General features: G+C 32.2%; 23 protein-coding genes. 9 read left to right on the top strand and 14 right to left on the bottom strand.

The window, feature by feature from the left end:
- The first annotated feature begins 34 nt into the window (after positions 1-34).
- Positions 35-976: a homoserine kinase gene (locus tag AAFU52_RS21310; RefSeq protein ID WP_438423477.1), complete on the top strand. Its 942-nt coding sequence runs from the start codon at positions 35-37 to the stop codon at positions 974-976.
- Between the two features lie 6 nt (positions 977-982).
- Positions 983-2,272, top strand: a complete 1,290-nt coding sequence (thrC, locus tag AAFU52_RS21305) for a threonine synthase (protein ID WP_438423476.1) — start codon at positions 983-985, stop codon at positions 2,270-2,272.
- A gap of 31 nt (positions 2,273-2,303) precedes the next feature.
- Here thrC and AAFU52_RS21300 read toward each other — a convergent pair whose 3' ends face one another.
- A complete protein-coding gene (locus tag AAFU52_RS21300) occupies positions 2,304-3,188 on the bottom strand; it encodes a M28 family metallopeptidase (RefSeq protein ID WP_024770064.1) in 885 nt (294 codons plus the stop codon).
- A gap of 98 nt (positions 3,189-3,286) precedes the next feature.
- On the opposite strand from AAFU52_RS21300, the gene AAFU52_RS21295 reads away from it, so the two are divergent.
- The gene (locus tag AAFU52_RS21295; RefSeq protein WP_024770063.1) at positions 3,287-3,874 is read left to right on the top strand and encodes a hypothetical protein; all 588 of its coding nucleotides are present in this window, start codon (positions 3,287-3,289) and stop codon (positions 3,872-3,874) included.
- A gap of 92 nt (positions 3,875-3,966) precedes the next feature.
- On the opposite strand, the gene AAFU52_RS21290 is transcribed toward AAFU52_RS21295, so the two are convergent.
- From AAFU52_RS21290 to AAFU52_RS21260, 7 genes are all read right to left on the bottom strand, one after another.
- On the bottom strand, positions 3,967-4,536 hold the full coding sequence (locus AAFU52_RS21290) for an NUDIX domain-containing protein (RefSeq protein WP_024770062.1): 570 nt from the start codon (positions 4,534-4,536) through the stop codon (positions 3,967-3,969).
- 231 nt (positions 4,537-4,767) lie between these two features.
- On the bottom strand, positions 4,768-4,944 hold the full coding sequence (locus AAFU52_RS21285) for a hypothetical protein (protein WP_438423475.1): 177 nt from the start codon (positions 4,942-4,944) through the stop codon (positions 4,768-4,770).
- Between the two features lie 343 nt (positions 4,945-5,287).
- Complete coding sequence (locus AAFU52_RS21280) at positions 5,288-6,688, bottom strand: RagB/SusD family nutrient uptake outer membrane protein (protein WP_438423474.1); 1,401 nt, start codon at positions 6,686-6,688, stop codon at positions 5,288-5,290.
- A gap of 10 nt (positions 6,689-6,698) precedes the next feature.
- The gene (locus AAFU52_RS21275; RefSeq protein ID WP_438423473.1) at positions 6,699-10,031 is read right to left on the bottom strand and encodes a TonB-dependent receptor; all 3,333 of its coding nucleotides are present in this window, start codon (positions 10,029-10,031) and stop codon (positions 6,699-6,701) included.
- Positions 10,032-10,171: 140 nt separating this feature from the next.
- Positions 10,172-11,146, bottom strand: a complete 975-nt coding sequence (locus AAFU52_RS21270; protein ID WP_024770058.1) for a FecR family protein — start codon at positions 11,144-11,146, stop codon at positions 10,172-10,174.
- Between the two features lie 68 nt (positions 11,147-11,214).
- Positions 11,215-11,787, bottom strand: coding sequence for an RNA polymerase sigma-70 factor (locus AAFU52_RS21265; RefSeq protein ID WP_438423472.1), 573 nt, complete (start codon positions 11,785-11,787; stop codon positions 11,215-11,217).
- A 195-nt stretch (positions 11,788-11,982) separates the two neighbouring features.
- A complete protein-coding gene (locus AAFU52_RS21260; RefSeq protein ID WP_438423471.1) occupies positions 11,983-12,396 on the bottom strand; it encodes a DUF3052 domain-containing protein in 414 nt (137 codons plus the stop codon).
- A 226-nt stretch (positions 12,397-12,622) separates the two neighbouring features.
- Between AAFU52_RS21260 and gcvT the strand changes: the two genes are divergently transcribed.
- The 3 genes from gcvT (at position 12,623) to AAFU52_RS21245 (ending at position 15,072) form a co-directional block, all read left to right on the top strand.
- Entirely contained in the window at positions 12,623-13,705 is a 1,083-nt protein-coding gene (gene gcvT / locus AAFU52_RS21255; RefSeq protein ID WP_024770055.1) for a glycine cleavage system aminomethyltransferase GcvT, read from the top strand.
- Between the two features lie 80 nt (positions 13,706-13,785).
- Positions 13,786-14,601 carry a sugar nucleotide-binding protein gene (locus AAFU52_RS21250; RefSeq protein WP_438423470.1) on the top strand — a complete coding sequence of 272 codons (816 nt, stop codon included), beginning with the start codon at positions 13,786-13,788 and terminating at the stop codon, positions 14,599-14,601.
- A gap of 57 nt (positions 14,602-14,658) precedes the next feature.
- Complete coding sequence (locus tag AAFU52_RS21245; protein WP_035091447.1) at positions 14,659-15,072, top strand: thiol-disulfide oxidoreductase DCC family protein; 414 nt, start codon at positions 14,659-14,661, stop codon at positions 15,070-15,072.
- 25 nt (positions 15,073-15,097) lie between these two features.
- On the opposite strand, the gene AAFU52_RS21240 is transcribed toward AAFU52_RS21245, so the two are convergent.
- Positions 15,098-15,283, bottom strand: coding sequence for a hypothetical protein (locus AAFU52_RS21240; protein ID WP_024770052.1), 186 nt, complete (start codon positions 15,281-15,283; stop codon positions 15,098-15,100).
- A gap of 222 nt (positions 15,284-15,505) precedes the next feature.
- Here AAFU52_RS21240 and AAFU52_RS21235 point away from each other — a divergent pair, with 222 nt between their 5' ends.
- Positions 15,506-17,371, top strand: a complete 1,866-nt coding sequence (locus tag AAFU52_RS21235) for a mucoidy inhibitor MuiA family protein (RefSeq protein WP_438423469.1) — start codon at positions 15,506-15,508, stop codon at positions 17,369-17,371.
- Here the strand turns inward: AAFU52_RS21235 and AAFU52_RS21230 are convergent.
- The gene (locus tag AAFU52_RS21230) at positions 17,368-17,781 is read right to left on the bottom strand and encodes a hypothetical protein (protein WP_152538524.1); all 414 of its coding nucleotides are present in this window, start codon (positions 17,779-17,781) and stop codon (positions 17,368-17,370) included. The two genes, AAFU52_RS21235 and AAFU52_RS21230, sit on opposite strands and share 4 nt — an antisense overlap.
- 116 nt (positions 17,782-17,897) lie before the next feature.
- Positions 17,898-19,340, bottom strand: a complete 1,443-nt coding sequence (locus tag AAFU52_RS21225; protein WP_438423468.1) for a pyridoxal phosphate-dependent decarboxylase family protein — start codon at positions 19,338-19,340, stop codon at positions 17,898-17,900.
- Positions 19,341-19,599: 259 nt separating this feature from the next.
- On the opposite strand from AAFU52_RS21225, the gene AAFU52_RS21220 reads away from it, so the two are divergent.
- A complete protein-coding gene (locus AAFU52_RS21220) occupies positions 19,600-20,481 on the top strand; it encodes a LysR family transcriptional regulator (RefSeq protein ID WP_024770048.1) in 882 nt (293 codons plus the stop codon).
- Between the two features lie 25 nt (positions 20,482-20,506).
- Here the strand turns inward: AAFU52_RS21220 and AAFU52_RS21215 are convergent, their stop codons facing one another.
- Positions 20,507-21,829: a dicarboxylate/amino acid:cation symporter gene (locus tag AAFU52_RS21215; RefSeq protein WP_024770047.1), complete on the bottom strand. Its 1,323-nt coding sequence runs from the start codon at positions 21,827-21,829 to the stop codon at positions 20,507-20,509.
- A gap of 179 nt (positions 21,830-22,008) precedes the next feature.
- Complete coding sequence (aroC, locus tag AAFU52_RS21210) at positions 22,009-23,073, bottom strand: chorismate synthase (RefSeq protein WP_438423467.1); 1,065 nt, start codon at positions 23,071-23,073, stop codon at positions 22,009-22,011.
- A 283-nt stretch (positions 23,074-23,356) separates the two neighbouring features.
- On the opposite strand from aroC, the gene AAFU52_RS21205 reads away from it, so the two are divergent.
- Positions 23,357-24,184, top strand: coding sequence for a UDP-2,3-diacylglucosamine diphosphatase (locus AAFU52_RS21205; RefSeq protein ID WP_438423466.1), 828 nt, complete (start codon positions 23,357-23,359; stop codon positions 24,182-24,184).
- 174 nt (positions 24,185-24,358) lie between these two features.
- On the opposite strand, the gene AAFU52_RS21200 is transcribed toward AAFU52_RS21205, so the two are convergent.
- Entirely contained in the window at positions 24,359-25,180 is an 822-nt protein-coding gene (locus tag AAFU52_RS21200) for a tetratricopeptide repeat protein (protein WP_438423465.1), read from the bottom strand.
- Between the last annotated feature and the right edge of the window lie 9 nt (positions 25,181-25,189).

Below are 25,189 nucleotides of genomic sequence, written 5' to 3'. Positions count from 1 at the left end.
GCCTGACAATTAAAACGTACTAAAAAAAGAACAGATGAAAAGTGTTAAAATATTTGCTCCCGCAACGGTTGCTAATCTTTCTTGTGGATTTGATGTATTAGGATGTTGCTTGGATAATGTTGGCGATGAAATGATAATTTCAATCACGGCAGATCCTGGCGTAAAAATCACAAAGATTGAAGGAGCTAACCTTCCAATGGAAACTCACAAAAATGTTGCTGGTGTTGCTGTCGAAGCATTTCTTGAAGCATATGGGGAAAATATAGGAGTAGCCATAGAAATTTATAAAAAGATAAAAGCAGGTAGCGGAATTGGAAGTAGTGCCGCTAGTAGTTCTGGTGCTGTTTGGGCGGTAAATTACTTATTGGGTAACCCATTTACCATGCACGAATTGGTAAAATTTGCAATGGAAGGTGAAAAATTAGCCAGTGGTAATGCACATGCAGATAATGTTGCTCCTGCCCTTCTTGGTGGATTTACTTTGGTACGTAGCTATGCACCATTGGATATCATAAAATTACATTCTCCAAAAGATCTGGTGATGACAGTTATTCATCCACAGATTGAAGTAAAAACATCGGATTCCAGATCTGTAATCAAACATAAGGTAACCTTAAAAAAAGCAATTCATCAATGGGGAAATGTTGGTGGATTTGTTGCCGGATTGTTCACAGAAGACTATGATTTAATTGGTAGAAGTTTAGACGATGTGATTATCGAGCCATTGCGATCCATTTTAATTCCTGAATTTAACAATGTTAAAAGTGCTGCTATTGAAAAAGGTGCTTTGGGTTCGGGAATATCTGGTTCTGGGCCTTCTATTTTTGCATTAAGCAAAGGTATGAAGATTGCAAACGACGTAGCAGATATAATAAAAGATATTTATAACAAAACAGGAATTGATTTTGATATACACATCTCAAAAATTAATAGCGAAGGAATTAAGATAATAGAAGAAACTGAATACAGAAAATAAAAAACAATGCAATACTATAGTTTAAATAATAATGCTCCTAAAGTATCTTTTTCTGAAGCTGTCATAAAAGGTTTAGCTCCAGATCGAGGATTATACTTTCCAGAAAACATAACACCGTTACCTAGTTCGTTTTTTGAAAACATCGAACATCTGGACAACATTGAGATTGCCTATCAGGCTATACACCAATTTGTTGGAGATGAAATACCAGAGCCAGAGCTACGAGACATTCTGGCAGATGTTTTAAGTTTTGATTTTCCTGTAATTGAAGTTGAAAATAATATAGGAACATTAGAACTGTTTCATGGTCCTACTATGGCTTTCAAAGATGTAGGAGCACGTTTTATGGCACGATGCCTAGGATATTTTAATAGAAATAACGAAAACCAGGTTACTGTTTTGGTTGCTACTTCTGGGGATACTGGTGGTGCAGTTGCAAATGGTTTTTTAGGAGTAAAAGGTGTAAATGTGGTTATTCTTTACCCAAGTGGAAAAGTAAGCGAAATCCAAGAAAAACAACTAACCACACTTGGGCAAAATATAACAGCTCTAGAAATCAACGGAGTTTTTGATGATTGTCAGGAAATGGTAAAAACTGCATTTCTGGATGCGAGCATTACTGATCATAAACAATTAACCTCTGCAAATTCTATCAATGTGGCTCGGTGGCTCCCACAATTATTTTATTTCTTATTTGCTTACAAACAGGTTAAACATAAGAAAAAAGATATCGTGTTTTCTGTCCCAAGTGGTAATTTTGGTAATATTTGCGCAGGAATTGTTGCTCATAAATTAGGGCTTCCTGTTAAACAATTTATAGCCTCGACCAATATAAATGATACTGTTGTTAGGTATTTAGAAACTTCAGAATACCAACCAAAACCATCAAAAGCTACTATTTCTAATGCAATGGATGTAGGTAATCCAAGTAATTTCATCAGAATACAACAGCTTTTTAATCATAATTTTGCTGAGCTTAAGAATAAATTCTCTGCTTATAGTTTTGATGATAATCAAACCAGAGAGGCTATGAAGATTATATATAACGAAGCAGGATATATTTCTGATCCCCATGGTGCTGTTGGTTATTTAGGTCTTAAGCAACAGGAGCTTACTAATAATGAATATGGTATATTTCTAGAAACTGCTCACCCTGTGAAATTCCTAAATATAGTTGAGGAAACTTTGGACACAACTATAGAAATCCCGAATCAAATCCAAAAAGTAATGGGTAAGGAAAAACATAGTATAACAGTAAATAGTTATGAAAAACTAAAAGAGTTCTTACTTAGGTAAGAACTCTTTTAAAAATATAGTTTTTATTTTTTTAATCTGTAGCTAAAGATTTCATTACTCCATGAACAATATCAGTAGTAGATGCCAGGTATTTAAAATTTACTGTTGTATACTTATCTTCACTCTTACGTACAAAAGGTGAATTATCTGCATTTTTTAATTCTGCAGTAAGCGTCACAGTTTCAAAACCAAAATTGGCAAAAAATCTACTCTCTGGTGTAGCCACTTCTCTCTTATATATAGGCACGGGAGATTCAAGACGATATAATGACTCTAAGCTAAGGCTAGATGCTAGCATTTCTATAGCTCTATCTTCATCATTATCCCACCCCATATAATCAGATCGATGCATGGAATGAATCTTATATTCTTCGTCTTTTAATTTTTTGGTAAACATTCTTGTACCTACCATATTACTTTTCCAGTGGTCAAAAAATACAACCATGAAATTTATTTTCCGTTCCTCTAATTTTGCTAATTTCATTGCGACATAATATGCAATCGCAACACCTGTAGCATTATGAACCGCACCAGGACTGTCCTTAACAGTGTCATAATGGGCTGCTATCACAACATATACATCACTACCATTGGTAGCCGGAATCTCTGCAAAGATATTTGCGCCATTAAATAAATTTCCTTTCTTATCCTTTACATTGTAAGTATGTTTTTCAGGTTTAAGTCCTATATCTTTTAAAGAACTAAATAAAAAATCGGCAGTAGTTTTCCTCTCGGAAGCACTTGATCTGCTTTTTAATTTTTTTCTTCCTCTAATAGGTTCATGGCCAGTGAGTTTGGCAACAATTCCTTTTTGGACATTAATAATCTCTGCTTCTTTTCGATCTTGTTCAGTCTGAGCTGGGGCCATCTGAATTGCGAAAATAAATAATAGTAAAAATTCTCTATAATAATTCATTTTGTAGGTTTTGTATTCTTTTTCCCTTTAACACAAATTTATGAAAAATCTGTAATTAAACAATTTTGTATTTTTATTGCATAAAATAACACTTTAATATGTCTTTTGCAAAAACCATACCTTTTATTATACTAACGTTATTATTTGTTCAATGTGGCAATGATTCCAATACTAAAAATTTATTAAGTGCTTCTGAAAATTGGAGGGGCGAAGTTATTGAATTTCCTTTAGAATTTGCTACTTCCTTACAATATTCGGGTATTGAACATGTACGTTTTGCCCCAGGATGGGGAAAAGAAGGCACTTCTGACTATTTTTCATATGCTTTTTTATGGGATTTAAATGAGAATCCTCAGTTATCTGCTAAAAAACTTGAATCCGAAATGGAAGCATATTTTGATGGTTTAATGCGTTTGGTATCCAAAATGGATTCAGAACAAAAGAATAAAATACCTAAGTCTAAAGCTTTTTTTGAAAAAGTAAATGATTCTGTATATGTAGGAAAAATAATTGCTTATGATGCTTTTACTACAAAAAAAGAAGTGAATCTAAATATTACAGTAAAGTATAGTAAGTGTAAATTAGAAAATAAGCACCTTGTATTGTTTAATTTATCTCCTCAACCCCTCGAACATCAAATCTGGAAGAAATTAAAAAAAGTGACCGTTACTATGAATTGCAAATAACAAGTTCTTTTTCAATTCATAAAGACTCTTTTTGTTTTACTGCTTATTATTGAGCAGTCATTTCGTATACGATATAAGTATTCTAAAATAGTTTAAAGCCGGGTTGTTTTAAACCACTGGAATGCTATAATGGTTTTTGCATCACATATTCTTCCTGATTCTAGTAGATCATCAATTTCTGAAATATGATGCTTACATAGCTCAATATCTTCATCTTCTTCCTGTAATCCTCCCCCAACATATATTTTATCTTTATCAGAAACTTCTGCATAATATAGATACATACGTTCAGAAGAGCCTCCTGGAGTAGCATAAAATGTAGTTATATGCTCTAAACTATTAACTAGATATCCTGTTTCTTCTTTAACCTCACGAATTGCACATGCAACAGGGTCTTCATTTTCTTCTAAACCTCCGGCAGGAATCTCTAAAAGCCAGCCATTACCATTTTTTGTAGTAGGGTAACGAAATTGGTTAATCAATATCAGGTGATCAGTATTTTTTTCATACAATAAAATTGCAACAGAATCTCCTCGATCTACCATTTCTCGAGAATATGTTATGGGAGTATCTTTATGAAAACGATCGTGAGTAACTACTGCTTTTTTTACTTTCAAAAAACCATCGTAGACCAGGTTCTCATTAAGAATTTTATAATCCATCCATTTATAATTTGGCAAGCAAAATATTGTGTTTTGCTGCTAACAAGATATGGATTTAAATGGAAATATAATATCAGTCACTGGTCATTAACCGAATTTTCACTACCTAACAAAAGTAAATTTATACAATTAATGAATTGAGAATAATTTTCATGAAAAAATCTCATTGAATAAATATTCAATGAGATTTAATATCTTATAGTTTTAATTTAGTAAAAACTTATAATAAGATTAGCACTCGTCATATTCCGTGTCTCCTCCACAAATACATCCACATTCTTCGTTCCAAGTGCATCCTCTATTATAACAGATTTCCTTTTCATTTTCATCTCCATAGTCTCCTCCTTTAATTTCTTTTTGTGCAATTTTACTTAATAATGTTCCTAAATTTAAAATGTTTTCCAGCATGGTTTTAAAAGTTTAGATATTGATTTTATTTAAATTCGTTAAAACATTCAAGGTTATCACCTAACATTTAGGTTTTAAATTAAGTTATTTTGAATGTTTATTTGTAAATAACGGTTTTTTTTTGTTAAAATTGTAAATCCAAGATAAGTTAATCGTTGAAAATTATTTGATCAACTAGTACAAAGTATTTTATTTTTTTATTAAGAAATGATTCTTGTTTTTAAAAATAGAAGTTAATCTCCCTATAAATTTAATCATACGTATATAAATGGGCTCGACTAATTTTAATATCAATCGAACCCATTATCAATAACTAACTCAAATCTCGATCCTTCTTTATGTTTTAATATCCCGGATTTTGTTGGTTTGCAATATTTGGATTTACATTAATCTCATCAATAGGTATAGGCATAATTGTCCTATTCTCTGGAGCGGAAATTATAATTGGATCCCCATCTTGTAGAAATTTATTAAATGTCATTCTATATCTGGTAAGATCATATAACCTAAACCCTTCATAGGCTAATTCCTTTCTCCTTTCCAAAATAACCTTATCTATTAGTACCTGTCCTGTTTCTGTGGATACTGCAGCTGTTGGATCAGCCCTTTGTATAATGGCATCCAGAGCTTGCTGAGCATCAATATTTTCATTCAATTGTGCATGTGCCTCGGCTTTAATTAAATATATCTCAGAAAGTCTTAATATTTGTATGTTATCATCTTGAGCTGCTACTTTGGGAAATTTCTCAACCAAATTCACACCATCATCAACCGAGTATAATTCTTTTCTAACATCTGTATTACTTAAGGTATTTACAAAATCATCAGTAGCAAAAGCATCTTTATAAGTAAGGTAGAAATAACCTATAGAACTTGTACCAGAATTATCGGTTTCATTATTTACCAATGTAAATAATGTTTCACTATTATTATCCAAAGTCCAACTTGCAATATATTCTTGATTCTCTAATAGTTTATTTCCGCTATTTTCGATTACCTCTGTAGCTGTATCACTTGCTTTCCTCCAATCTTCCATATGCAAGTATATTCTTGCTAGTAAAGCTTTTGCTGCATAAACATCCATTCTAGAAGGAGACGATTTTGCTTTCATTAAACCTATCGCCTTTAATAAATCGTTTTCAATTTGAATATAAACCTCGGCCGTAGTGCTTCTTCCTGGTTCTTGAATAGTACCTCCATCTCCTAAAGTTGTAAAATTCGGAATGGGCACTCCTAAATGAGATGCATCTGATGTAAAATTATAAGGTTGTGCAAACAATAATTGAAGATTATGAAATGCCAATGCCCTCAACGCATACATTTCTCCTATATACTGCTCTGCATCTTCTTGTTCTGACTCAGGAAAAGATATCGATTCTGCTTTTCTTATAATTATTGAAGTAGAAGCAATAATACGAGTAAGATCCTCCCAAGCAGGGGTTATAAATCTATTATTAGAATTTACCGTATACAAATCAAAATCAAGATATCTGCCCGTATTATCAAAAGCATCAATAAATGCATTGTCAGACAAAATTTCAGGAAGCAACATCAATGTACGATTATACACATCGGTATCTGCAAACAAGCTATAAGAACCGTTTGCTGCTAAATTTAAAGAATTAAGGTCTACAACAGCATCAGAAACCTCTACATTATCGGAAAATTGCTGTTCTAATGTGTCCTCACAAGCACTAAATATCAAAATTAATGTTAAAAGGATATATATTGTTTTATTTTTCATGATGTTTAAATTAAAATGTTAAGTCTACACCCAAAAACAAGGCTCTTGAAATAGGAATCTCTTGATTTAATCTTCCATCGGATCCTGCTTCAGGGTCTCTTTCTAATCGATCATCTTTGATATAAGTGTATAAGTTATTCCCTTTAATATAAATTCTAGCAGTAGAAAGGCCAATAGTTTCAATACTCTTAGCTGGTAATGAATATGCCAGAGTTATATCTCGTAATCGTATAAAAGACCCATCATATATAAATCTACTAGATGGTTTAGACGATTGACCAGTTTGTCTATTACCGTAAACAAAAGCTGGTACGTCTGTAATATCACCTGGTTGTTGCCACCTTCTTTCGTAAGTCCCCCGACTTACATTACCCGTAGAAGATAATCGTCGAGACCCATCACTATTAGTAAACCTGTTCCATGTATCATATACCAAACCACCCCAGGCACTATACAACTGAAAATCCAATGAGATTCCTTTATATGAAAATGTGTTTCTAAAACCAGCAAAAAAATCTGGGGTAGCATTACCAATAATAACTTGCTCGGCATCCCCATATCTATTAGTAGTAGCGTCTGATTCGCCGTTTACAAACCATAACGCTTCTCCATTCTCAGCATCTACACCTGCATATCGAGGTAAATAAAATGTTTCAAAATCTTCTCCAACAGCAGTGATACGAGTTCTTCCAACAATAGGTTCTCCATCACCAGATAATTTAGTTATTTTATTTTTATTTGTAGTCAAATTAAAGCTAGTCGTCCAACTAAACCCATTATTTCCACTTACAATATTACGTGTAGTGATATCAAATTCGATCCCTGTATTTTCCATTGCTCCTATATTTTGCACAATATCTACGTCTCCGTTTGTAGATGAAATAGGTCGTGCTCTAATAAGATCTGTAGTTTCTCTTTTGTACCAATCGAAACTTCCTTGTATCCTATTATTAAATAAAGAATAATCAAGCCCAATATTTAAGGGCTTATTAACCTCCCATTTCAAATTAGGATTTCCTAAATCTGAAAAGAACAAACCTGGACTTCCATTATAATCGTTAATAGAAAAAAGGTCAAATACTGCATATGGATTATCATCAACACTATTAGAATTCTCATTACCAGCAATAGGGTCATTCCCATTTTCCCCATAACTTCCTCTCAATTTAAAGTCATCTACAAAATTTAATGAACTCATAAACTCTTCATTGGCAATATTCCAGCCAATACCAACAGACCAAAAAACACCATACTGGTTATCATCCTTAAATGTAGAACTACCATCACGCCTAAGAGATCCGCTAATCAAATACTTCTCATTATAAGAATATTCTGCGTTAAGGAATACAGAGTTTAATCCACTCTGTCTTCTATTTGTAGAAGCTTCAGTGGGTAAACTACCTGCATTTAGATCTACAAAACCATCAGGTATGTTTTCTACCTGTATATCTGTAAACTTATTTCTGGTTTTTTGTAACTCATACCCTCCAAAAGCAGATACATTATGATTTCTCCAACTCATATTATATCTTAGCATATTCCTAAACAACCAGGTAAATAAAAAATCAGAGTCCTGGTTTCCTCTTCCCGTAGGTCTACCATCTCCATAACTTGCTGGGAGTCGTATATAGTCATCTCTAAATCCTTGATTCATATTTATTGATGATTCAAACGAAAGTTTATCCATTATTTTATATGATAAATCTCCTCCTGCCAAAATTCTATGTATGATATTTCTTCTTGTTTCATTTTCGGCCTGAGCTACGGGGTTATGTGTACTATTAAATCGAAAATTAAAAGTTCCATCTTCGTTATACGGAGAAATATCAGGCCGTATTCGATAGATTGATCTTACAGGATTTGCAAAAGCTCCGCCATCAGGTCTTACATTAGAAATACTCTTATTATACGAAAGATTTGCTTTAAGTGTGATTCTATCGTTTATCCTTTGATCTATTTTGATTCTTGAGTTCATTCTTTCAAACTGAGAACCGATAATAACCCCCTCTTGATTAAAATACCCTCCTGAAAAATAATATTTGGTATTTTCATTTCCTCCTCTTAATGATAAATCGTGTTGCTGATAGAAACCATCTTGGGTTAATAAATTAAACCAATCGGTATTTACATCAGGATTAAAACCTCGATCTGTTAAGTAGGTTAATGCATCATTGTCATTATCTCTAATTCCTGCATTTTGCACTCCTTCTACTAATAATTCTTGCAATTCTGAAGTATTAAGAGGCTTAAAACGATCCGCAACCGTTGGAGAAGATAATCCAGCTTGCGCACTATATGAAACAATCATTTTACCTTGTTCTCCTGATTTTGTTTGTATCACAATGACTCCATTAGCTCCTCTAGTTCCATAAATGGAAGTAGCAGCGGCATCCTTTAAAACAGAAATTGCTTTAATATCTCCTGGATTAAGAGAAGTGATTATAGAAGCGTCTCTTGTCTGGATTCCATCAATAACATATAGAGGAAATGAAGCAGTAAAGGACCCAACACCTCTAATTCTTACATTTGGTGTAGCTCCTGGCTGCCCACTATCTGCGGTTACAAAAACTCCTGGAACATTACCTTGAATACTTTCCTGTATTGCCGCTCTAGGAGTGGCGTTAACAGCTCCTAACTTCACGTTTGTTGCTGAGCCGGTAAGCCTAGATTTTCGTTGAACGGCATACCCTGTTACAACCACTTCCTCCAGATTACTGATATCTTCTTTTAGGGTTATATCAACAGTATTTTTATTTACTATAACCTCCTGAGTTTCAAAACCTACATAAGAAAACACTAGAGCATCACCTTGATTTGCTTCTAATTTATAATTCCCGTCAAAGTCAGTTAATGTTCCTTTATTTGTGCCTTTAATAACCACATTTACTCCAGGTAAAGGGTAACCTTCTTCGCTTAGCACATTACCGCTTACAAAATTTTGCTGCGTTTTTGTTTTATCGCTAATGGTATTTTTATTGGTTTGCTCTATTGATTTTTCTTCCATGTAATCTAATAGATTCTTAAGCGCCAAATCTGATGTTTTTACATTTCTTGGAAATAAAACTATTTGATTTTTATAAATTTTAAAATTTATATTAGTATCATCAAATAGCCCGTACAGTACTTTTTTTACCCGCTCATTAGTGGCTGTAAGAGATACTTTTCTTGAAATGTCAACCAAATTGTTATTATAAAAGAAGCGGAATTCGCTTTTTTGTTCAATCTCTTCAATGGCCATCTGCAATGTAACTTCCTCCAGAGAGATCGATATATTTTGAGAATACGTATTAAATGAAAATAGCTTTGAAATAGTAATACAAATAAGTAAAGAATAAATTTTCATAATTCTTATAAGATGTTTTCTGGATAAGAAAACTCCGGAAAGTTTTTTTTCATAATTTTGTGTGATTTTAATTATTCTAATTCTGAGTCTAATTAAATGATTAATAGAGGAGGATGTTGCCGCATCCTCTTCTCTATTTATTATTCTGAATTTAGCATGACTTTGTTGTTTACATTTTTATAATTAATAGGTGAAGACATTTTGAGGAGTTCTAAAACCTCTTTTAGGGTAAGGTTATCAAACTCTCCTGTATACTTATACTGTAGGAGTGAATCAGATTTAATTACAAACTCTACATTATATTTTCTGTTTAGATCTAATACAACTTGTTTTAATGGAGTTTTATCAAAAATTAATTTGCCTTCTTGCCAGGCAACTATATTTTTAGAATCTACTCTATCCACCTTAATATTACTTTTTTCTTTATCAAAAACTGCCCTCTGGGACGGTTCTAAAACGATGGGTTTTTCTATTTGTTGTTGAAAAACTTCAACTTTTCCTGTCACCAATGTAGTTTCAATTTTTTCGTCTTTTGGATAGGACTTTACATTAAATGATGTCCCCAAAACTCTAATATTTATATGGTCTGTAGTAACTATAAAAGGTTTGGTAACATCCCTCTTTATATCAAAAAATGCTTCTCCTATTAAAGTAACTTTCCTAATACTATCTGTAAATGTATTAGGGTAAGTAAGACTACTATTTGCATTTAATACAATAGTAGAACCATCAGGTAAGACTACTGTTTTGTACCCGCCATGGCTTGTCGTTACATGCTTGGTGGTAGTACTAAAAATTTCTGTAGTATCAACAATCAAATTGTTATCAGGAAAAGATGTGAACATATACCACGATATAAAAGGGACTATTATCGATGCTGCAATAGCTGCATAGTAGTATCTTCTTTTCTTAGATTTCCTTGAAGAAAAACGTTGGTATTGAACATTGACGTCCATATCACTTAACGAATCCAAGGTAGAAGCAACATATTCTGCTTTTAGTAAATTGAATTGTTTTTGATGTTCGCTATCTTTCTTGATCCATTCAATTACTGATTTCTTTTCATCAGGACTGGTATCTCCCTTTATATACTTTATAAGGTCTTTTTCTTGCATTAATTACAGTCTTATATTTATACAGACGTACAAATATGTATTACCCCCCCAATTATTTTTGGTTTTTTTTAAAAAAAAGATAAAAATTCGCGTAGATGTAGCCTCATATGCTTTATAGCTTTAGACATATGATTCTCTACAGTTTTAATTGAAATATCTAATTCATCAGATATTTCTCTATTCTTTAAACCTTCAATCCGGCTTTTTACAAAAACTTTTTTGCATTTTTTAGGAAGTAATTCAATACCCGTCTGTATTCGTTGTTCTAATTCTTTCTCTAGTATAGAAGAAGCATCTTTATCTGCAAGTGCACTATGGTTTATAAATGCTTCAAGTTGTACTATATTATTCGAGCTATTAAGTTTATATTTTTTGGATCGCAAATAATCCAGGCAGGAATTTTTGGTGCTCTTAAATAGGTACCCATTAATATTAGTGGTAATATTTTTTTTGTTTTTCCAGATTTTCACAAATACGTCCTGTACTATCTCTTCTGCTTCTTCTTTATTAGAAACATAGCTTTGAGCTACATATAATAACTTACTATAATAAAGTTCAAAAAGAATTTTGAAGGCGTCTTCATTTCCTTCATTTATATTCTTAATGAAAAAGCTTTGTGTTATTTGCGATTCCTTTTTCACTAGTACAATAATTCATGATAAAGGTAAATATTTTTTTTTAACGATACTACAACAAACAATTAACATTAAAAATTTCATTTTCACAAAACCAGCATCTTTCCTCTGACATATACATATATATACAGGGTTTTTATTGGTTTTTTGTTTTTTCATAAAGGCATTAAAAAATAAGTATAACAAGAAAGTTTTACTCCATTAATTTCTATCCTTGATTCTATATACAAATTTTAGTCCGCTCCAATCTTCATCTATTGCTGCCACTTTAATATCAACTAATCCTATACTAATTAGGTAATTTCTTATAGGATCTCTTTTAAGGTCTGTAGGAATGGATGAGCTACCTTTAGGCCAACTAACCCATAACACTCCGTTCTTTTTTAAAGCAGCTTTATAAATAACCGCTACTTCCTGTAATTCCATAAAAGTGGTACAAAAAATATGAATAAAATCTACACTTCCATTTTTAGACTGCTTTACCTCTTCGATTCCTTTTGGTAAATCTGAAAAAAGAGTGTAATAATGATTTGGTTTTTTATATAGCATTAATATATTATCCTCTTTAATACCTAGTTTTTTAGCTAGAGGTGTACCCGAATATCCTGTTGACATAATTAAAATGCATTTACAATAAATTAATAACACTCTTTAAAGTTACTAAATGCTATGAATTAGAAGAGCTCTTAGAATTATTTTGTACCTTTTATATATTTCAATTTTTAATCATCAATATGATGTCAAACCGATAACTAATTAGGATTATACCAAAAAAGCATTGGATACCTACACAAAGTTTTTTACATTCGGCGTCAATTTGATAACACTAAATCATCTTATTATGCAAAATACTGCTTTGACAGAAATTCATACTGCTTTGGGAGCTAAAATGGTTCCTTTTGCTGGTTATAATATGCCCGTATCTTACGAAGGTGTAAATATAGAACACGAGACAGTACGTAAAAGTGTTGGGGTTTTTGATGTATCTCATATGGGAGAGTTTCTTATTACCGGTCCTAATGCATTAGATCTTATCCAAAAAGTAACTTCTAATGATGCTTCTAAGTTAGTAGACGGAAAAGCACAGTACAGTTATTTACCAAATGATAAAGGAGGAGTTGTTGATGATTTAATTGTATATAGAATTGCTGATCAAAAGTATCTTATGGTTGTTAATGCATCTAATATCAAAAAAGATTGGGATTGGATAAGCAGCCACAATACAATGAACGCTGATATGCGTGATCTATCTGATGAATACTCTTTATTAGCTATTCAAGGACCAAAAGCTGCAGCTGCTATGCAATCATTAACTTCTGTTGATCTTGAAGCAATGAAGTTTTACACTTTTGAAGTATCTGATTTTGCGGGGATAGAACATGTTATTATCTCTGCTACAGGATATACTGGTAGTGGTGGTTTTGAAATCTATTGCAAAAATTCTGAAGTAGAACAAATCTGGAGTAAGGTATTAGAAGCTGGAGCGGATTATGATATTAAGCCTATTGGTCTTGCTGCCAGAGATACATTGAGATTAGAAATGGGATATTGCCTTTATGGCAATGATATTAATGACACTACCTCTCCTATTGAAGCTGGATTAGGGTGGGTTACTAAATTCTCAAAAGATTTTATTAATGCAGAAGCCTTAGCCAAAGAAAAAGAACATGGTGCAGAGCGTAAATTAATTGGTTTTGAGTTAGACGAACGTGGTATTCCTCGTCATGATTATGATATTGTAGACGGAAATGGAAACACTATCGGGATAGTAACTTCTGGTACTATGTCACCTTCTTTAGGAAAAGGAATCGGTCTTGGGTACGTTCCATCGGTTTTTGCTAAACCGGGAAGCAAAATAAATATTCAGGTACGTAAAAACGCAATTCCTGCAACAGTGGTAAAATTGCCTTTCTATAAAGGATAGTTTTACAATAAAAATAGTATAGTTAAGTTTCAAAGTTACAGTAGTAATATTTGGAACTTAATTTTTTTACACAATTAACATTGAAAAGAATTTTAATCATAGGAGCCAGTGGTTTTATAGGAAATGCGCTATATAAAGAGCTTAATTCTTATTTTGATACCTATGGTACATATCATACGGATAATACCTTTTTTGAAAAAAATCAAAAGTTCTTTCAGTATGATATGGAATTGGAAGATATCTCTATTTTACTGGATAATCTTAAACCTACCATTATTATTACTGCCCTTAGAGGTAACTTTAATTCACAATTGGATGCACACCAGCGTATAATACAATGGATTCAAAAACATAAATGTCGACTTGTTTTTATCTCCAGTGCTAATGTATTTGATTCTTTTAGTAACTATCCATCATACGAATATGACAAGACGCTTAGTGATAGCGTTTTTGGGAGATTTAAAATTAAAATTGAAAATACACTATTACGATTGCCTGCTCATAAATACGTAATAGCCCGTGTACCTATGATTTTTGGTTCTACAACTCCAAGAGTACAAGAGCTTAAAACTCTTCACGACCTTAGAGCACCAATAGAAGTTTTTCCTAATGTAATTATTAATGCAACTTCTATATCAAAATTAACACTACAAATACATTATATCATTAATCGCAATAAGAAAGGAATCTTTCACCTCGGAAGTACTGATCTTATTTATCATCTAGATCTAGTTAAAGAAATTTGTGATGCCTTACAATTAGATGATCCTGTTTTCAAGCAAGTTTATGACTCAAATAATGATCGTTATCTTGCTGTTTTACCAAAAGATAATAAACTTCCTAAAAACCTTCAGATTACTACACAACAAGTTATTAATTCTGTAATTGCAAAATGACTCTTAATATATTGATAATTGATTATTAATAATATATATTCTCATTATCTTTGTATTATGATTGAAGATGGAAAAAAGATTATATTATTTGATGGTGTTTGTAACTTGTGCAACACTGCTGTCTTATTTACTATAAAACGGGATAAAAATGATGTATTTCGTTATGCTCCATTACAAAGTGAAATTGGAAAAAGATTAATTGCAGAGAGAAATATTGATCCTACAAAACTGGATTCTATACTATTAATTGATCCAAATATTGCTTACTATTATAAATCAACAGCTGCTTTACATATTGCAAAACAGCTGTCTGGTATATATCCCTTACTTTCGGTTTTTCTTATTTTACCTAGATTCCTTAGAGATTGGATTTATGATATTATTGCCAAAAACAGATACAAATGGTTTGGCAAAAAAGAAACTTGCATGATTCCAACTCCAGAGCTCAATGCTCTTTTTATAGATCAATAGTAATTGAATCATTATCTACATTCCTTCATTTGGTTTCCGGCATATTAACCGAAGAATCATTTGTTCTATGTTTTACCGTATGCTTTGTTTGATGTTTTTTTCTTAGTTCATTTGATTGAGCATCTAACTTATTAATATTATCAATATGTACAATACTAAGACATATTACAGCAAAAGTAATAAGCACTATGGGTAGTAAAAGCCGTTTCATCTTTATGAGTGTTTATGTGATACTTCAAATGTATAGATAAGAACGATACGGCGTAAGGGGATTTTAACTAAGAATGCTCAGGGGGTTTTTCCCCTGCTAAAAATATAACCGAACAGCTTTAAAAAGAAGCGTTACCTAAATCAAAAGGGCAATTCACTCAATTCTGGTTTTTATAAGAAAAGCAACACTATACATTCGCTTTGTAATTAAAACCATACTACTATGAAAACCTATACATTATTATTTTTGTTTTTTTCATTTATAATAGCATTTGGTGCTGAAAAAAAAACCGAAACTACAATAGAAGAAGTAACCGTGTATCTTGAAGGAGCACAAATAAAACGAACAGCCTCTGTGAATCTAACTTCGGGTACGAATGAGATCACATTATCAGATTTATCTCCTAATATCGATGAAAACAGTATTCAAATATCTGGATTAAAGAATACATCCATTCTTGCCATAAATTTCGCAATTAATTATCTGGAAAAGAAAAAAGATTCTGAAGAGTTAGCATCTTTTAAAAAACAACTAAAGTCAATATTACAGCAAAAAAATAATTTTAATAATAATGTATCGGGTCTTCAACAAGAACAAAAACTTTTAAATAACAATCAACGTATTGGAAGTGATGCTACTCCTATTTCCTTAGAAAAAATAAAAGAAATTTCTGCTTATTATCGAGAAAGATCAACAGCAATAGAAAACGAAATATACACACTCACTCAAAAGGTAAATGATCTAAATAATCAAATTCAAGATCTTAAAAATGAAATCAATAAACTTGAAGACCATACCAAAGAAGAACGAGGTGAGATCAAATTGAAACTAGACTCCCCTATTGCCTCTAATTTAATCCTAGAAATACGATATAACGTTACTAATGCTGGATGGTTCCCTCTATATGACATTAAATCAAACAGCACAGAGTCACCACTTAACATAACTTATAAAGCAAATGTATATCAACAAACGGGTACAGATTGGAAAAATGCAAATATCATTCTATCTACCGGAGACCCTAATACTAACAACCTAAAACCAGATCTAAATCCAAAATATTTAAATTTTACGTATCGAGGATATAGAAAAGGATACACCATAAATAAATATTCTTATAAATACAATCCAACTATAAGAAGAGTATCTGGGATCATTACAGATGAACAAGGGATGCCTCTTCCCGGAGCTAATGTAGTAGAAAAGGGAACAACTAATGGAATACAAACAGGTTTTGATGGTAGATACTCCATTAATATACAGGGTGGCCGAGAACTTTTTTTCTCTTATCTCGGGTTTAATAATAAAACGATTCCTATCCATTCTTCATTCATAGATGTAAAATTAGATGAAAGTTTAGAATCAATGGATGAAGTAGTTGTTACTTCTAAATTACGAGGAAAAATTCGTGGTCTTTCTTCCACCGAAAGAAAAGAAGAAAAAAAAGAGTACAACCAAATCGTCGAAACTAAAGAGTCGGGAATAACCAGTACCCGATTTAAAATCAAAAAGAAATACACCATTAATTCTAATGCCGATATTACCGTAATTGCTATTGACAAATTTGACATGAAAGCTGATTATCAATACTATACCGCACCAGAACTTAATGAAAACGTATTTCTTACTGCAAAATTAGGGAACTGGGAACAATTTAATCTCTTAGCAGGAGAAGCGAATATCTATTTTGAAGGTAGTTTTGCTGGTAAAACAAATATTGATCCCCTGGCCACAACAGATAGTTTAACTATTTCATTGGGTGTTGATCCAAATATTGTCGTAAAAAGAGAACAGCTCGATAATTTTAAAAGTAGATCCTTTACAGGAAGTAATAAAATCATAAATCGTGGATACAAAATAAGCATCAAGAATAATAAACAAAGTAAAATCTTTATTACTCTAGAAGATCGCATGCCAATTTCACAGAATAAAGAGATCAAACTTGATAATATAAATTCTGGTAATGCTAAGTATGATATCAAAACCGGTATTATAACGTGGAAACTAGATATTTCTTCTAACCAGAAGGTTGAAAAACAATTTTCTTACCAGGTTAAATACCCAAAAAGCAAGCAGATTAATCTTTAACGTTGAAATGTATAACGAAAACCATCTTTAAACTGCTCGTCAATGATAAACTCATCAGTCGTAATCTCAAAATTGCCTAAGTTTCTGTCATTGACGATCAGTTCCTTATTACCATCTATAGTAACAATCGAAAAAGCATAGGTTCCCGTTGGAAATAAATCTTCGGTAGAGGAACTAGCAGCATTATTATTTGTTACTTCTACTCTTTTTTTAGTATCATCAAAATCCCAAACAATAATTCCTTTTTCAAAATTCTCATTTACACCTGCAAATCCTCCTGTAATGTTTACCAGGTTCCAAATTCCTGTCAATCCAGATGGATTAGGAGCCGGATCAACCGGGTTACCATCATCATCTCCACTACAACCTATCATTGCAAATAAGAACACTATATAAATAAAATGTTTCATCTCAATTATTTTTGGTTACTATCTATATAACAGTAGATGAATTACATTTAGTATCCGTTGCGTTAACAAATGTTAAATATCAAAATATGAAACCATATCATTTTATCACAATCTAATTAAATCAAAGTTTCTGCAATGTGTTCTATTTCGTCCAAAAGAGCTACCAGGTCATCTTTCTGGGTTAATGGATTCATAATTGTAGTTCTTAAATAACGATGTTCTCCTATTGTTGTTTGAACAATATAAAACTTACCAGATTTCACTAACCATTGACGAATAGCATTGTTAAGAGTATTAAGATCTTTATTATCGGTTTTGATATATCTGAAATTAATAATATTAGCTTCTGGCTCTAGGGCTAACTCGAAAGAAGGTCGCTCATTTACCATTTTTGCAAAGATCGAACCCAGGTCATAAAGCCTATTAATATTCTTCTCGAATATTTCTTCTCCATAAGTTTTAAGGATTGTATACACCTTAATAGACATCATTAATTTTGTACATTCAAAAGTTCGTTTCCCCGAATTGTACCATTCTCTGGTATGCTGAGAATCCCAAAGATATTGAGCTTTTTGAGCAAATGTTTGATATGCATTTTCTCCTTTCTTAAAAATTAACGCTGTGTTTAAAGCTGGAGTCATTAACATTTTATGAAAATCTATAACTACAGAATCGGCACGAGATATTCCATTGGTTAGATATTGATATTTTTTTGAGAATACCACTCCTCCTCCATGTGCTCCATCTATATGAAACCACAAGTTATTTAGTTCGGCAAAATCAGCTAATGCTTCCAAATCATCATATGATCCGGTAGCAGTAGAAGAAGCACAACCAATTAGTGCAATCACATGAAATCCATCACATTTAGCTTTATCCAGATACTTATTTAATACACTTGTATCTATTTTAAAATTTTTATCTACAGGCACTTTGATAATCCCATCACTTCCAAAACCAAGAATCCTAGCTGCTCTATCAATACAATAATGCGCTTCTTCGGAAACCAGAATTGCCAATTTTTCTTGATGTCCTTGTTCCCAAACGGCAGATGGGGCCTTGGCTTTACGCGCAGCCAATAATGCAGTGAGGTTTGCCAAAGTACCTCCCGAAGTAAGGAAACCAGAAGTTTCTGCAGTATATCCAATTTTTTTTGCTACTAAATCAGTAACGATTTTTTCAATCGCATTAGCTGCCATTCCCATTTCATATACACCAGTACCATTACTTAATAAATCAGACATCAGTCCAGCCAAAGTTGAAACCAATGCAGGGACTGCAACTTGATGACCAATATATCTTGGATGATGTACCTGGATAGAGTGATCTAAAATGTTTTTAAATACATCTAGTGTTCCCGAATCTGATGCAAAGTCTTGTTTCCAATAGGCTAATTCCTCATCTGGATTACGAAAAGGCAGTACAGGATGTTCTCTATCAGTTTGAACTTTCTCTAAGTGATCCGCTAATAAATCAATAACTTGATGCCCCATTTTTCTAAAATCGGAAGGATCATAAGCTTTCTCTAATATATCTGTTTTTGGTATTGTATTCTGCATATCGTGTATTAGAATTATATCTTTTAGTATTGCACATATAAAAAAGCATTAATCGAAAAAAAGTCAGCCTGCTAAACAAGCTATTAAAGTATCAACTACATCAAAATAATCAACCAGAATACCAGGCTGACGAATTCTGATCGAGAACTCTCCAATATGCGTAATGGATTAAACAAACATTTAAACATTTCAAAATTAGTTATCTACATTTATAATAAAAAATACTTAATTTTGATAGATTAATAACAAAAAGTTATAAATGACTCTTCAGCAAATAAAAAGTGTAGTCGTATTATCAGAGAAGTTAAATTTCACAAGAGCAGCAGAAGAACTAAACATTGTTCAACCGGCCTTAAGTAGGCAAATTAAGCAACTAGAAGACCAGATTGGTGCTATTTTATTTATAAGAGATAAACGTAACGTAAAACTTACTCCTGCCGGACAACATTTTGTAAAGGAAGCAAAAAAACAACTTGCTCAATTAGAAAGGTTAAAAAAACAAACTATAAATATTCACAATGGGCATGCTGGAGAGATTAACATAGGTTTTACTCATTCTATAATGCAAACGATCTTACCCGAAATTTTAAAAACAATTAATTATCAAATACCGGGTATAAAAGCGGTTTTAAAAGAAATGAATAACCGTGATCAATACCTGGCATTACAACAAAACGAATTAGATATTGGTTTTGCTACAAACCCGATGGTTCCTTTTAACTTAAAAAGTAAAGTACTTCGTATTGATAATTTTTTAATATTACTACCAGAAAACCATCCTATTGATAAACATAATTATACAGATTTTTCTGTCTTTTCTAATGAGGAATTCATATTTCCATCGGTAGCAGATGGTCCTAATTATGTTCATATCCTGGAGTCTATCTGTATTGATGCTGGTTTTGCACCAAAAATTGTTCACGAAACTGATTCTGCAAGCACTAGTTTCAGGCTTGTTGAAGCTGGATTAGGAATCTCTTTCGAACCGGTATCTTCATTACAGGGGCATGAGTTTCCAATAAAAATAATTGAATTAAAAAATATAAAACAAAAGGCACAACTAACTATGATGTGGAATCCCGAAAGAGAAACGGAATATCCATTATTATTTGAATTACTTAAAAACTGGGCCGTTAGCTAAATAGAAATAATTTCTTAATTCAAACCTATCCCTGATAATCATCATCCCATTCTTTTACATGAGGTTCACCTAATTTTCCAACTGATTTTGCAACAATCATAGATACAGTAGCATCTCCTGTAACATTAACTGTTGTTCTCAACATATCTAATGGCCTATCTACTGCAAAGATTAGTGCTAGACCTATTGGTAACTTATCAGAAGGGAAACCAATTGCTTCTAATACAATAACCAGCATTACCATCCCTGCTCCAGGAACAGCCGCTGATCCTATTGAAGCCAATAGAGCGGTTAATACAATAGTAATTTGGTTACTAAACGTTAATCCTTCTGGCCAAAGCACTTGCATAATAAATACAGAAGCTACAGCCTGATACAAACTAGTTCCATCCATATTGATAGTTGCACCAACGGGTAATACAAAACTAGATACTTCTTTATCTACACCGATATGTTCTTCTACTCTTTCCATAGTAACAGGAAGTGTAGCTGCACTAGAACTTGTTGAAAACGCTAATAATTGTGCCGGGCTGATTTCTTTTAAGAACCATAATGGAGATTTCTTAGTAATAACAGCAACCAATATGCAATAGAATACAATCATTAAGGCAAGTCCAAATACCACAACACCTGCATATTTTAATAATGCCAACAATATATCAGGATCATCAGAAGTAACTACTACATTAGCTAATAATGCAAAAACAGCATATGGTGCCGTAAGCATAATTAAATCAACCATTTTTAATACTACATCATTAAGACTATCGAAGAATTTCTTGAGAGGTTCTGATTGCGAAGGTTTTATCAATAACATACTGATACCAAGAAAAATTGCAAAGAATATCACCTGCAACATCATCTTGTTATCACTCATAGCTTTAAAAGCATTTTGAGGAACCATATCAACAATAAATTGCAAAGGTCCACTTTCTTTTTGCCTACTTGCTTCAGCTATACGCTCTGATATTTTAGCGTTACCAGCATATTCTGTAGTTAGTTTTTCTATAGTTTCGGGAGTAATCCCATTTCCAGGTTTAAAAGTATTTACCAATAATAAACCAATGGTAATTGCAATTACTGTAGTTAAGATATAAATAACGATAGTTCTTCCTCCTATCAGTTTAAATTTTGAAATATCCTTTAGATCAGAGATTCCTTTGATTAAAGAAGCCAAAATTAACGGAACCGCAATTAGTTTTAATAGATTTACAAATATGGTCCCTAAAGGTGCAATCCAATCTCCTGTAAATCCCTTTCCCCATGAAAGTGTTGTCATCAAAAACCCGAATAAGATACCAAGTATCATTCCGATCATAATTTTCCAATGCAGTGCGATTTTTTTCATGTGAAGAATTTATTTTTTTAAGCCAAAACAGCGTCCAAGATATAAATTTAAAATAATAAAAAGGGACAGAAATTGCGAAATACGAAATAAAAGGTCTGTTTTTTTAGTATATCAGTGTTTTACAGACCCGTAACTTAAATTTATCATCTTGTATTAAAACCAGATTACCTGGTATTAATTTATTTTTTAATTGTTCTATTCATTAACCAATAATCAACAAGTACCAAAGCAGCCATGGCTTCAACGATAGGCACAGCTCTGGGTACAACACAAGGGTCATGTCGTCCTTTTCCCTGCATAGTAACGATATTACCATCTTTATCAATAGTCTCCTGATCCTGCATAATTGTAGCTACTGGTTTAAAGGCCACATTAAAATAGATATCCATCCCATTAGAAATCCCTCCTTGTATACCACCAGATAGATTAGTTTTTGTAGTTCCGTCGGTATTAAAAAGATCATTATGCTGACTTCCTTTTAGTTCTGACCCAGCAAAACCACTTCCATACTCAAACCCTTTAACTGCATTAATTGATAACATAGCTTTCCCTAATTCGGCATGTAGCTTATCAAAAGCCGGTTCTCCTAATCCCACAGGTGCACCAGAAATAACGCAGCTTACAATTCCGCCAACGGTATCTCCTTCTTTTCTAATTTGTTTGATGTAGTGTTCCATTTCCGAAGCTAACTTAGGATCCGGGCATCTTACAATATTACTTTCTGTTAATGACAAATCAAGTTCGGTATGGCTTTTCTCTAATTTAATAGCACCAACACCACTTACATAAGCATTAAATTTTATATCAGACAATACTTGTTTAGCGATTGCTCCTGCTACTACTCTACTTGCTGTTTCACGAGCTGAAGAACGTCCTCCTCCTCTATAATCTCTAATACCATATTTCTGATCATAGGTATAATCTGCATGAGACGGGCGGTAAGAATCTTTTATATGAGAATAATCTTTAGATTTTTGATTTGCATTTTTAATTGCAAAACCAATTGGAGTTCCTGTCGTAACGCCTTCAAAAATACCAGAATAAAACTCCACACTATCGGGTTCTTTACGTTGTGTAACAATAGCCGACTGGCCAGGTTTACGACGATCAAGTTCTTGTTGGATAGCTTCTAAGTCAAGTGTTACACCAGCGGGGCAACCATCAATGACTCCGCCAATTGCTACTCCGTGTGATTCTCCAAAAGTAGTTACCTTAAATAGGTTACCAAATGTATTTCCTGCCATGCATACAATTTTTAGCAAATGTAATTTTTAATCTTCAAAAATACAGTAGTATTATGATATAAAAAATTGGGTTTCATTTACAAAAATTGAATGTATTTGCTAATTCTAAACTGTATCATCAATAAAATTAATATTCCTTTATTCTCAGTATCAAGCTAAAGGCTTCTTAATCTCTAATTAATATTATGACTTAATTCTTAAAGACCACATAACAATATGCTTATACTTACTTAATCCACAGTCTATAATCCGTCCTTTTCTTTGTGTACCTATTATGTTTTATATGAAAAAACGTATTGTAGAGCTTGTTGTAATTTCGGATATCCATCTTGGTACTTATGGATGTCAAGCAAAAGAGCTTCTCAACTATCTAAATAGTATCAAACCAAAAACTCTTATTCTTAACGGTGATATTATAGATATCTGGCAATTTAGAAAACGATACTTTCCAAAATCTCACCTTAAGGTTATCAAAAAGATCATTTCGTTTGCATCAAAAGGAACAGAGGTTATCTATATCACAGGTAATCACGACGAGATGCTTCGCAAATTTAGCGATGCCCAAATGGGAAATTTTAAATTAGTTGATAAACTCGTTTTGGAATTAGATGGCAAAAAAGCATGGTTCTTTCATGGAGATGTTTTTGATGCCTCAATTCAAAACGCAAAATGGTTAGCTAAATTAGGCAGTTGGGGGTATGATATGTTAATTCTTTTTAATCAAGCTATTAATTGGTTTTTGCTACGTATAGGGAAAGAAAAGTTTTCGCTTTCTAAGAAAATTAAAAATAGTGTAAAAAAAGCTGTAAAATATATTAATGATTTTGAAGATGTTGCTGCAGAATTAGCGGTTAAAAACAAGTACAGTTATGTAGTATGTGGTCATATTCATCAACCTCAAATGCGAAACTATGAGGATAAAAACGGGTCTTGTCTATACTTAAATTCTGGAGACTGGATAGAAAACCTAACCTCATTAGAATACCATGATGCAGCATGGAAATTAGTTCACTATGAAAATGAATCGATGAAAGCTTATGAAGAATCAAATGAAGAGGCAGAAAGCTTAGAAATTGATCCCGAGACCCTGCGCTTCTTTTATGGTAAATGAGGTAATTACATCTCTCGAGAAATCATAATTTGCTATTTTACTATTGGATTCGACCAGAGATAATTATTGTTCACTTTGATGTATTTTTTTAGAATACTAATGGGTGTATGTAACGCTTCTCGTTGTTTCTCTAATATAAGTAAAGATTATACCATTATTAATAGATTAAACTCTTTAGTCTAATTTACCAAAAAGCTCTTTTGCTTTTCGAAAATTAAAATTTTTCTCATTTTTAAGAATTAACAGCAACGTATCCTTCGCTTTTTGTTTGTCTCTCATTTTTAAATATACCAAAGTAATATACCAGTATCCTTTAGAGCTATCCAAAGAATTGCTTTTTAAGAGCTTATTAAATATTTGTAACGATTTTTGATACTCTCCTATTTCAAGATAAGATACTCCCAAATAAGATAAGATATAAGGAGTAGAATCTATATTAGAAACATTGGATGAAGTATTCAAGCTATTAGAGAACACAGAAATTGCTTCTCTATATTTTTTATCAAAAAATAATTGTTCTCCTTCGGCAAGATTATCTTGTATATTACCCTGTATTGTTAAAGAAGGTAATTCACTCCAATCACTATATTCTGCATATAATGAATCTGTTGTTTGAGAAACACTAAAATATTGCACCATCAATATAATACAAATTACAGATGCAATAGCACCTGAAAAATAAATCCATTTTTTGTTTAATGATTTTTTTTCAAAATAAAGGTTTTCTGCTTCTTGTATTTTTTCTATTGTTAAAGAGTACTCTTTACTTTTTCTTAAATTTTTAATTTTATTTACCTCTTTATCATCTCTATTATCCTCTCTTAAAACCCATTGTTTTTCACTTATAGCATATTTTAAAGTTTTCTGAACTTGTACTTCCTCTTGAAGTTCTTTATTAGACAAAATATTTAGCTCAAATGCTTCTCTATCATCAATACTCATATTACCAGATAAATATGCTTCTATTTTTTGGTAAATAATATCATCAAATTTCATTGTTATATT

The organism is Aquimarina macrocephali, assembly GCF_051627225.1.
Taxonomy (GTDB): Bacteria; Bacteroidota; Bacteroidia; order Flavobacteriales; family Flavobacteriaceae; genus Aquimarina; species Aquimarina macrocephali.
This window is presented reverse-complemented; position numbering and strand designations above follow the sequence as displayed.

What these genes read in the sequence shown, in the direction of transcription:
- AAFU52_RS21280 (WP_438423474.1), bottom strand. Translation starts at nt 6,688, where the DNA reads ATGAAAAATAAAACAATATATATCCTTTTAACATTAATTTTGATATTT.
- AAFU52_RS21245 (WP_035091447.1), top strand. Translation starts at nt 14,659, where the DNA reads ATGATTGAAGATGGAAAAAAGATTATATTATTTGATGGTGTTTGTAAC.
- AAFU52_RS21270 (WP_024770058.1), bottom strand. Translation starts at nt 11,146, where the DNA reads ATGCAAGAAAAAGACCTTATAAAGTATATAAAGGGAGATACCAGTCCT.
- AAFU52_RS21230 (WP_152538524.1), bottom strand. Translation starts at nt 17,781, where the DNA reads ATGAAACATTTTATTTATATAGTGTTCTTATTTGCAATGATAGGTTGT.
- AAFU52_RS21200 (WP_438423465.1), bottom strand. Translation starts at nt 25,180, where the DNA reads ATGAAATTTGATGATATTATTTACCAAAAAATAGAAGCATATTTATCT.
- AAFU52_RS21300 (WP_024770064.1), bottom strand. Translation starts at nt 3,188, where the DNA reads ATGAATTATTATAGAGAATTTTTACTATTATTTATTTTCGCAATTCAG.
- AAFU52_RS21295 (WP_024770063.1), top strand. Translation starts at nt 3,287, where the DNA reads ATGTCTTTTGCAAAAACCATACCTTTTATTATACTAACGTTATTATTT.
- AAFU52_RS21225 (WP_438423468.1), bottom strand. Translation starts at nt 19,340, where the DNA reads ATGCAGAATACAATACCAAAAACAGATATATTAGAGAAAGCTTATGAT.
- AAFU52_RS21220 (WP_024770048.1), top strand. Translation starts at nt 19,600, where the DNA reads ATGACTCTTCAGCAAATAAAAAGTGTAGTCGTATTATCAGAGAAGTTA.
- AAFU52_RS21235 (WP_438423469.1), top strand. Translation starts at nt 15,506, where the DNA reads ATGAAAACCTATACATTATTATTTTTGTTTTTTTCATTTATAATAGCA.
- AAFU52_RS21290 (WP_024770062.1), bottom strand. Translation starts at nt 4,536, where the DNA reads ATGGATTATAAAATTCTTAATGAGAACCTGGTCTACGATGGTTTTTTG.
- gcvT (WP_024770055.1), top strand. Translation starts at nt 12,623, where the DNA reads ATGCAAAATACTGCTTTGACAGAAATTCATACTGCTTTGGGAGCTAAA.
- AAFU52_RS21285 (WP_438423475.1), bottom strand. Translation starts at nt 4,944, where the DNA reads ATGCTGGAAAACATTTTAAATTTAGGAACATTATTAAGTAAAATTGCA.
- thrC (WP_438423476.1), top strand. Translation starts at nt 983, where the DNA reads ATGCAATACTATAGTTTAAATAATAATGCTCCTAAAGTATCTTTTTCT.
- AAFU52_RS21240 (WP_024770052.1), bottom strand. Translation starts at nt 15,283, where the DNA reads ATGAAACGGCTTTTACTACCCATAGTGCTTATTACTTTTGCTGTAATA.
- AAFU52_RS21275 (WP_438423473.1), bottom strand. Translation starts at nt 10,031, where the DNA reads ATGAAAATTTATTCTTTACTTATTTGTATTACTATTTCAAAGCTATTT.
- AAFU52_RS21260 (WP_438423471.1), bottom strand. Translation starts at nt 12,396, where the DNA reads ATGTCAACAGGATATTCGGGTACACCTCTAGCTAAAAAACTAGGTATT.
- aroC (WP_438423467.1), bottom strand. Translation starts at nt 23,073, where the DNA reads ATGGCAGGAAATACATTTGGTAACCTATTTAAGGTAACTACTTTTGGA.
- AAFU52_RS21215 (WP_024770047.1), bottom strand. Translation starts at nt 21,829, where the DNA reads ATGAAAAAAATCGCACTGCATTGGAAAATTATGATCGGAATGATACTT.
- AAFU52_RS21310 (WP_438423477.1), top strand. Translation starts at nt 35, where the DNA reads ATGAAAAGTGTTAAAATATTTGCTCCCGCAACGGTTGCTAATCTTTCT.
- AAFU52_RS21205 (WP_438423466.1), top strand. Translation starts at nt 23,357, where the DNA reads ATGAAAAAACGTATTGTAGAGCTTGTTGTAATTTCGGATATCCATCTT.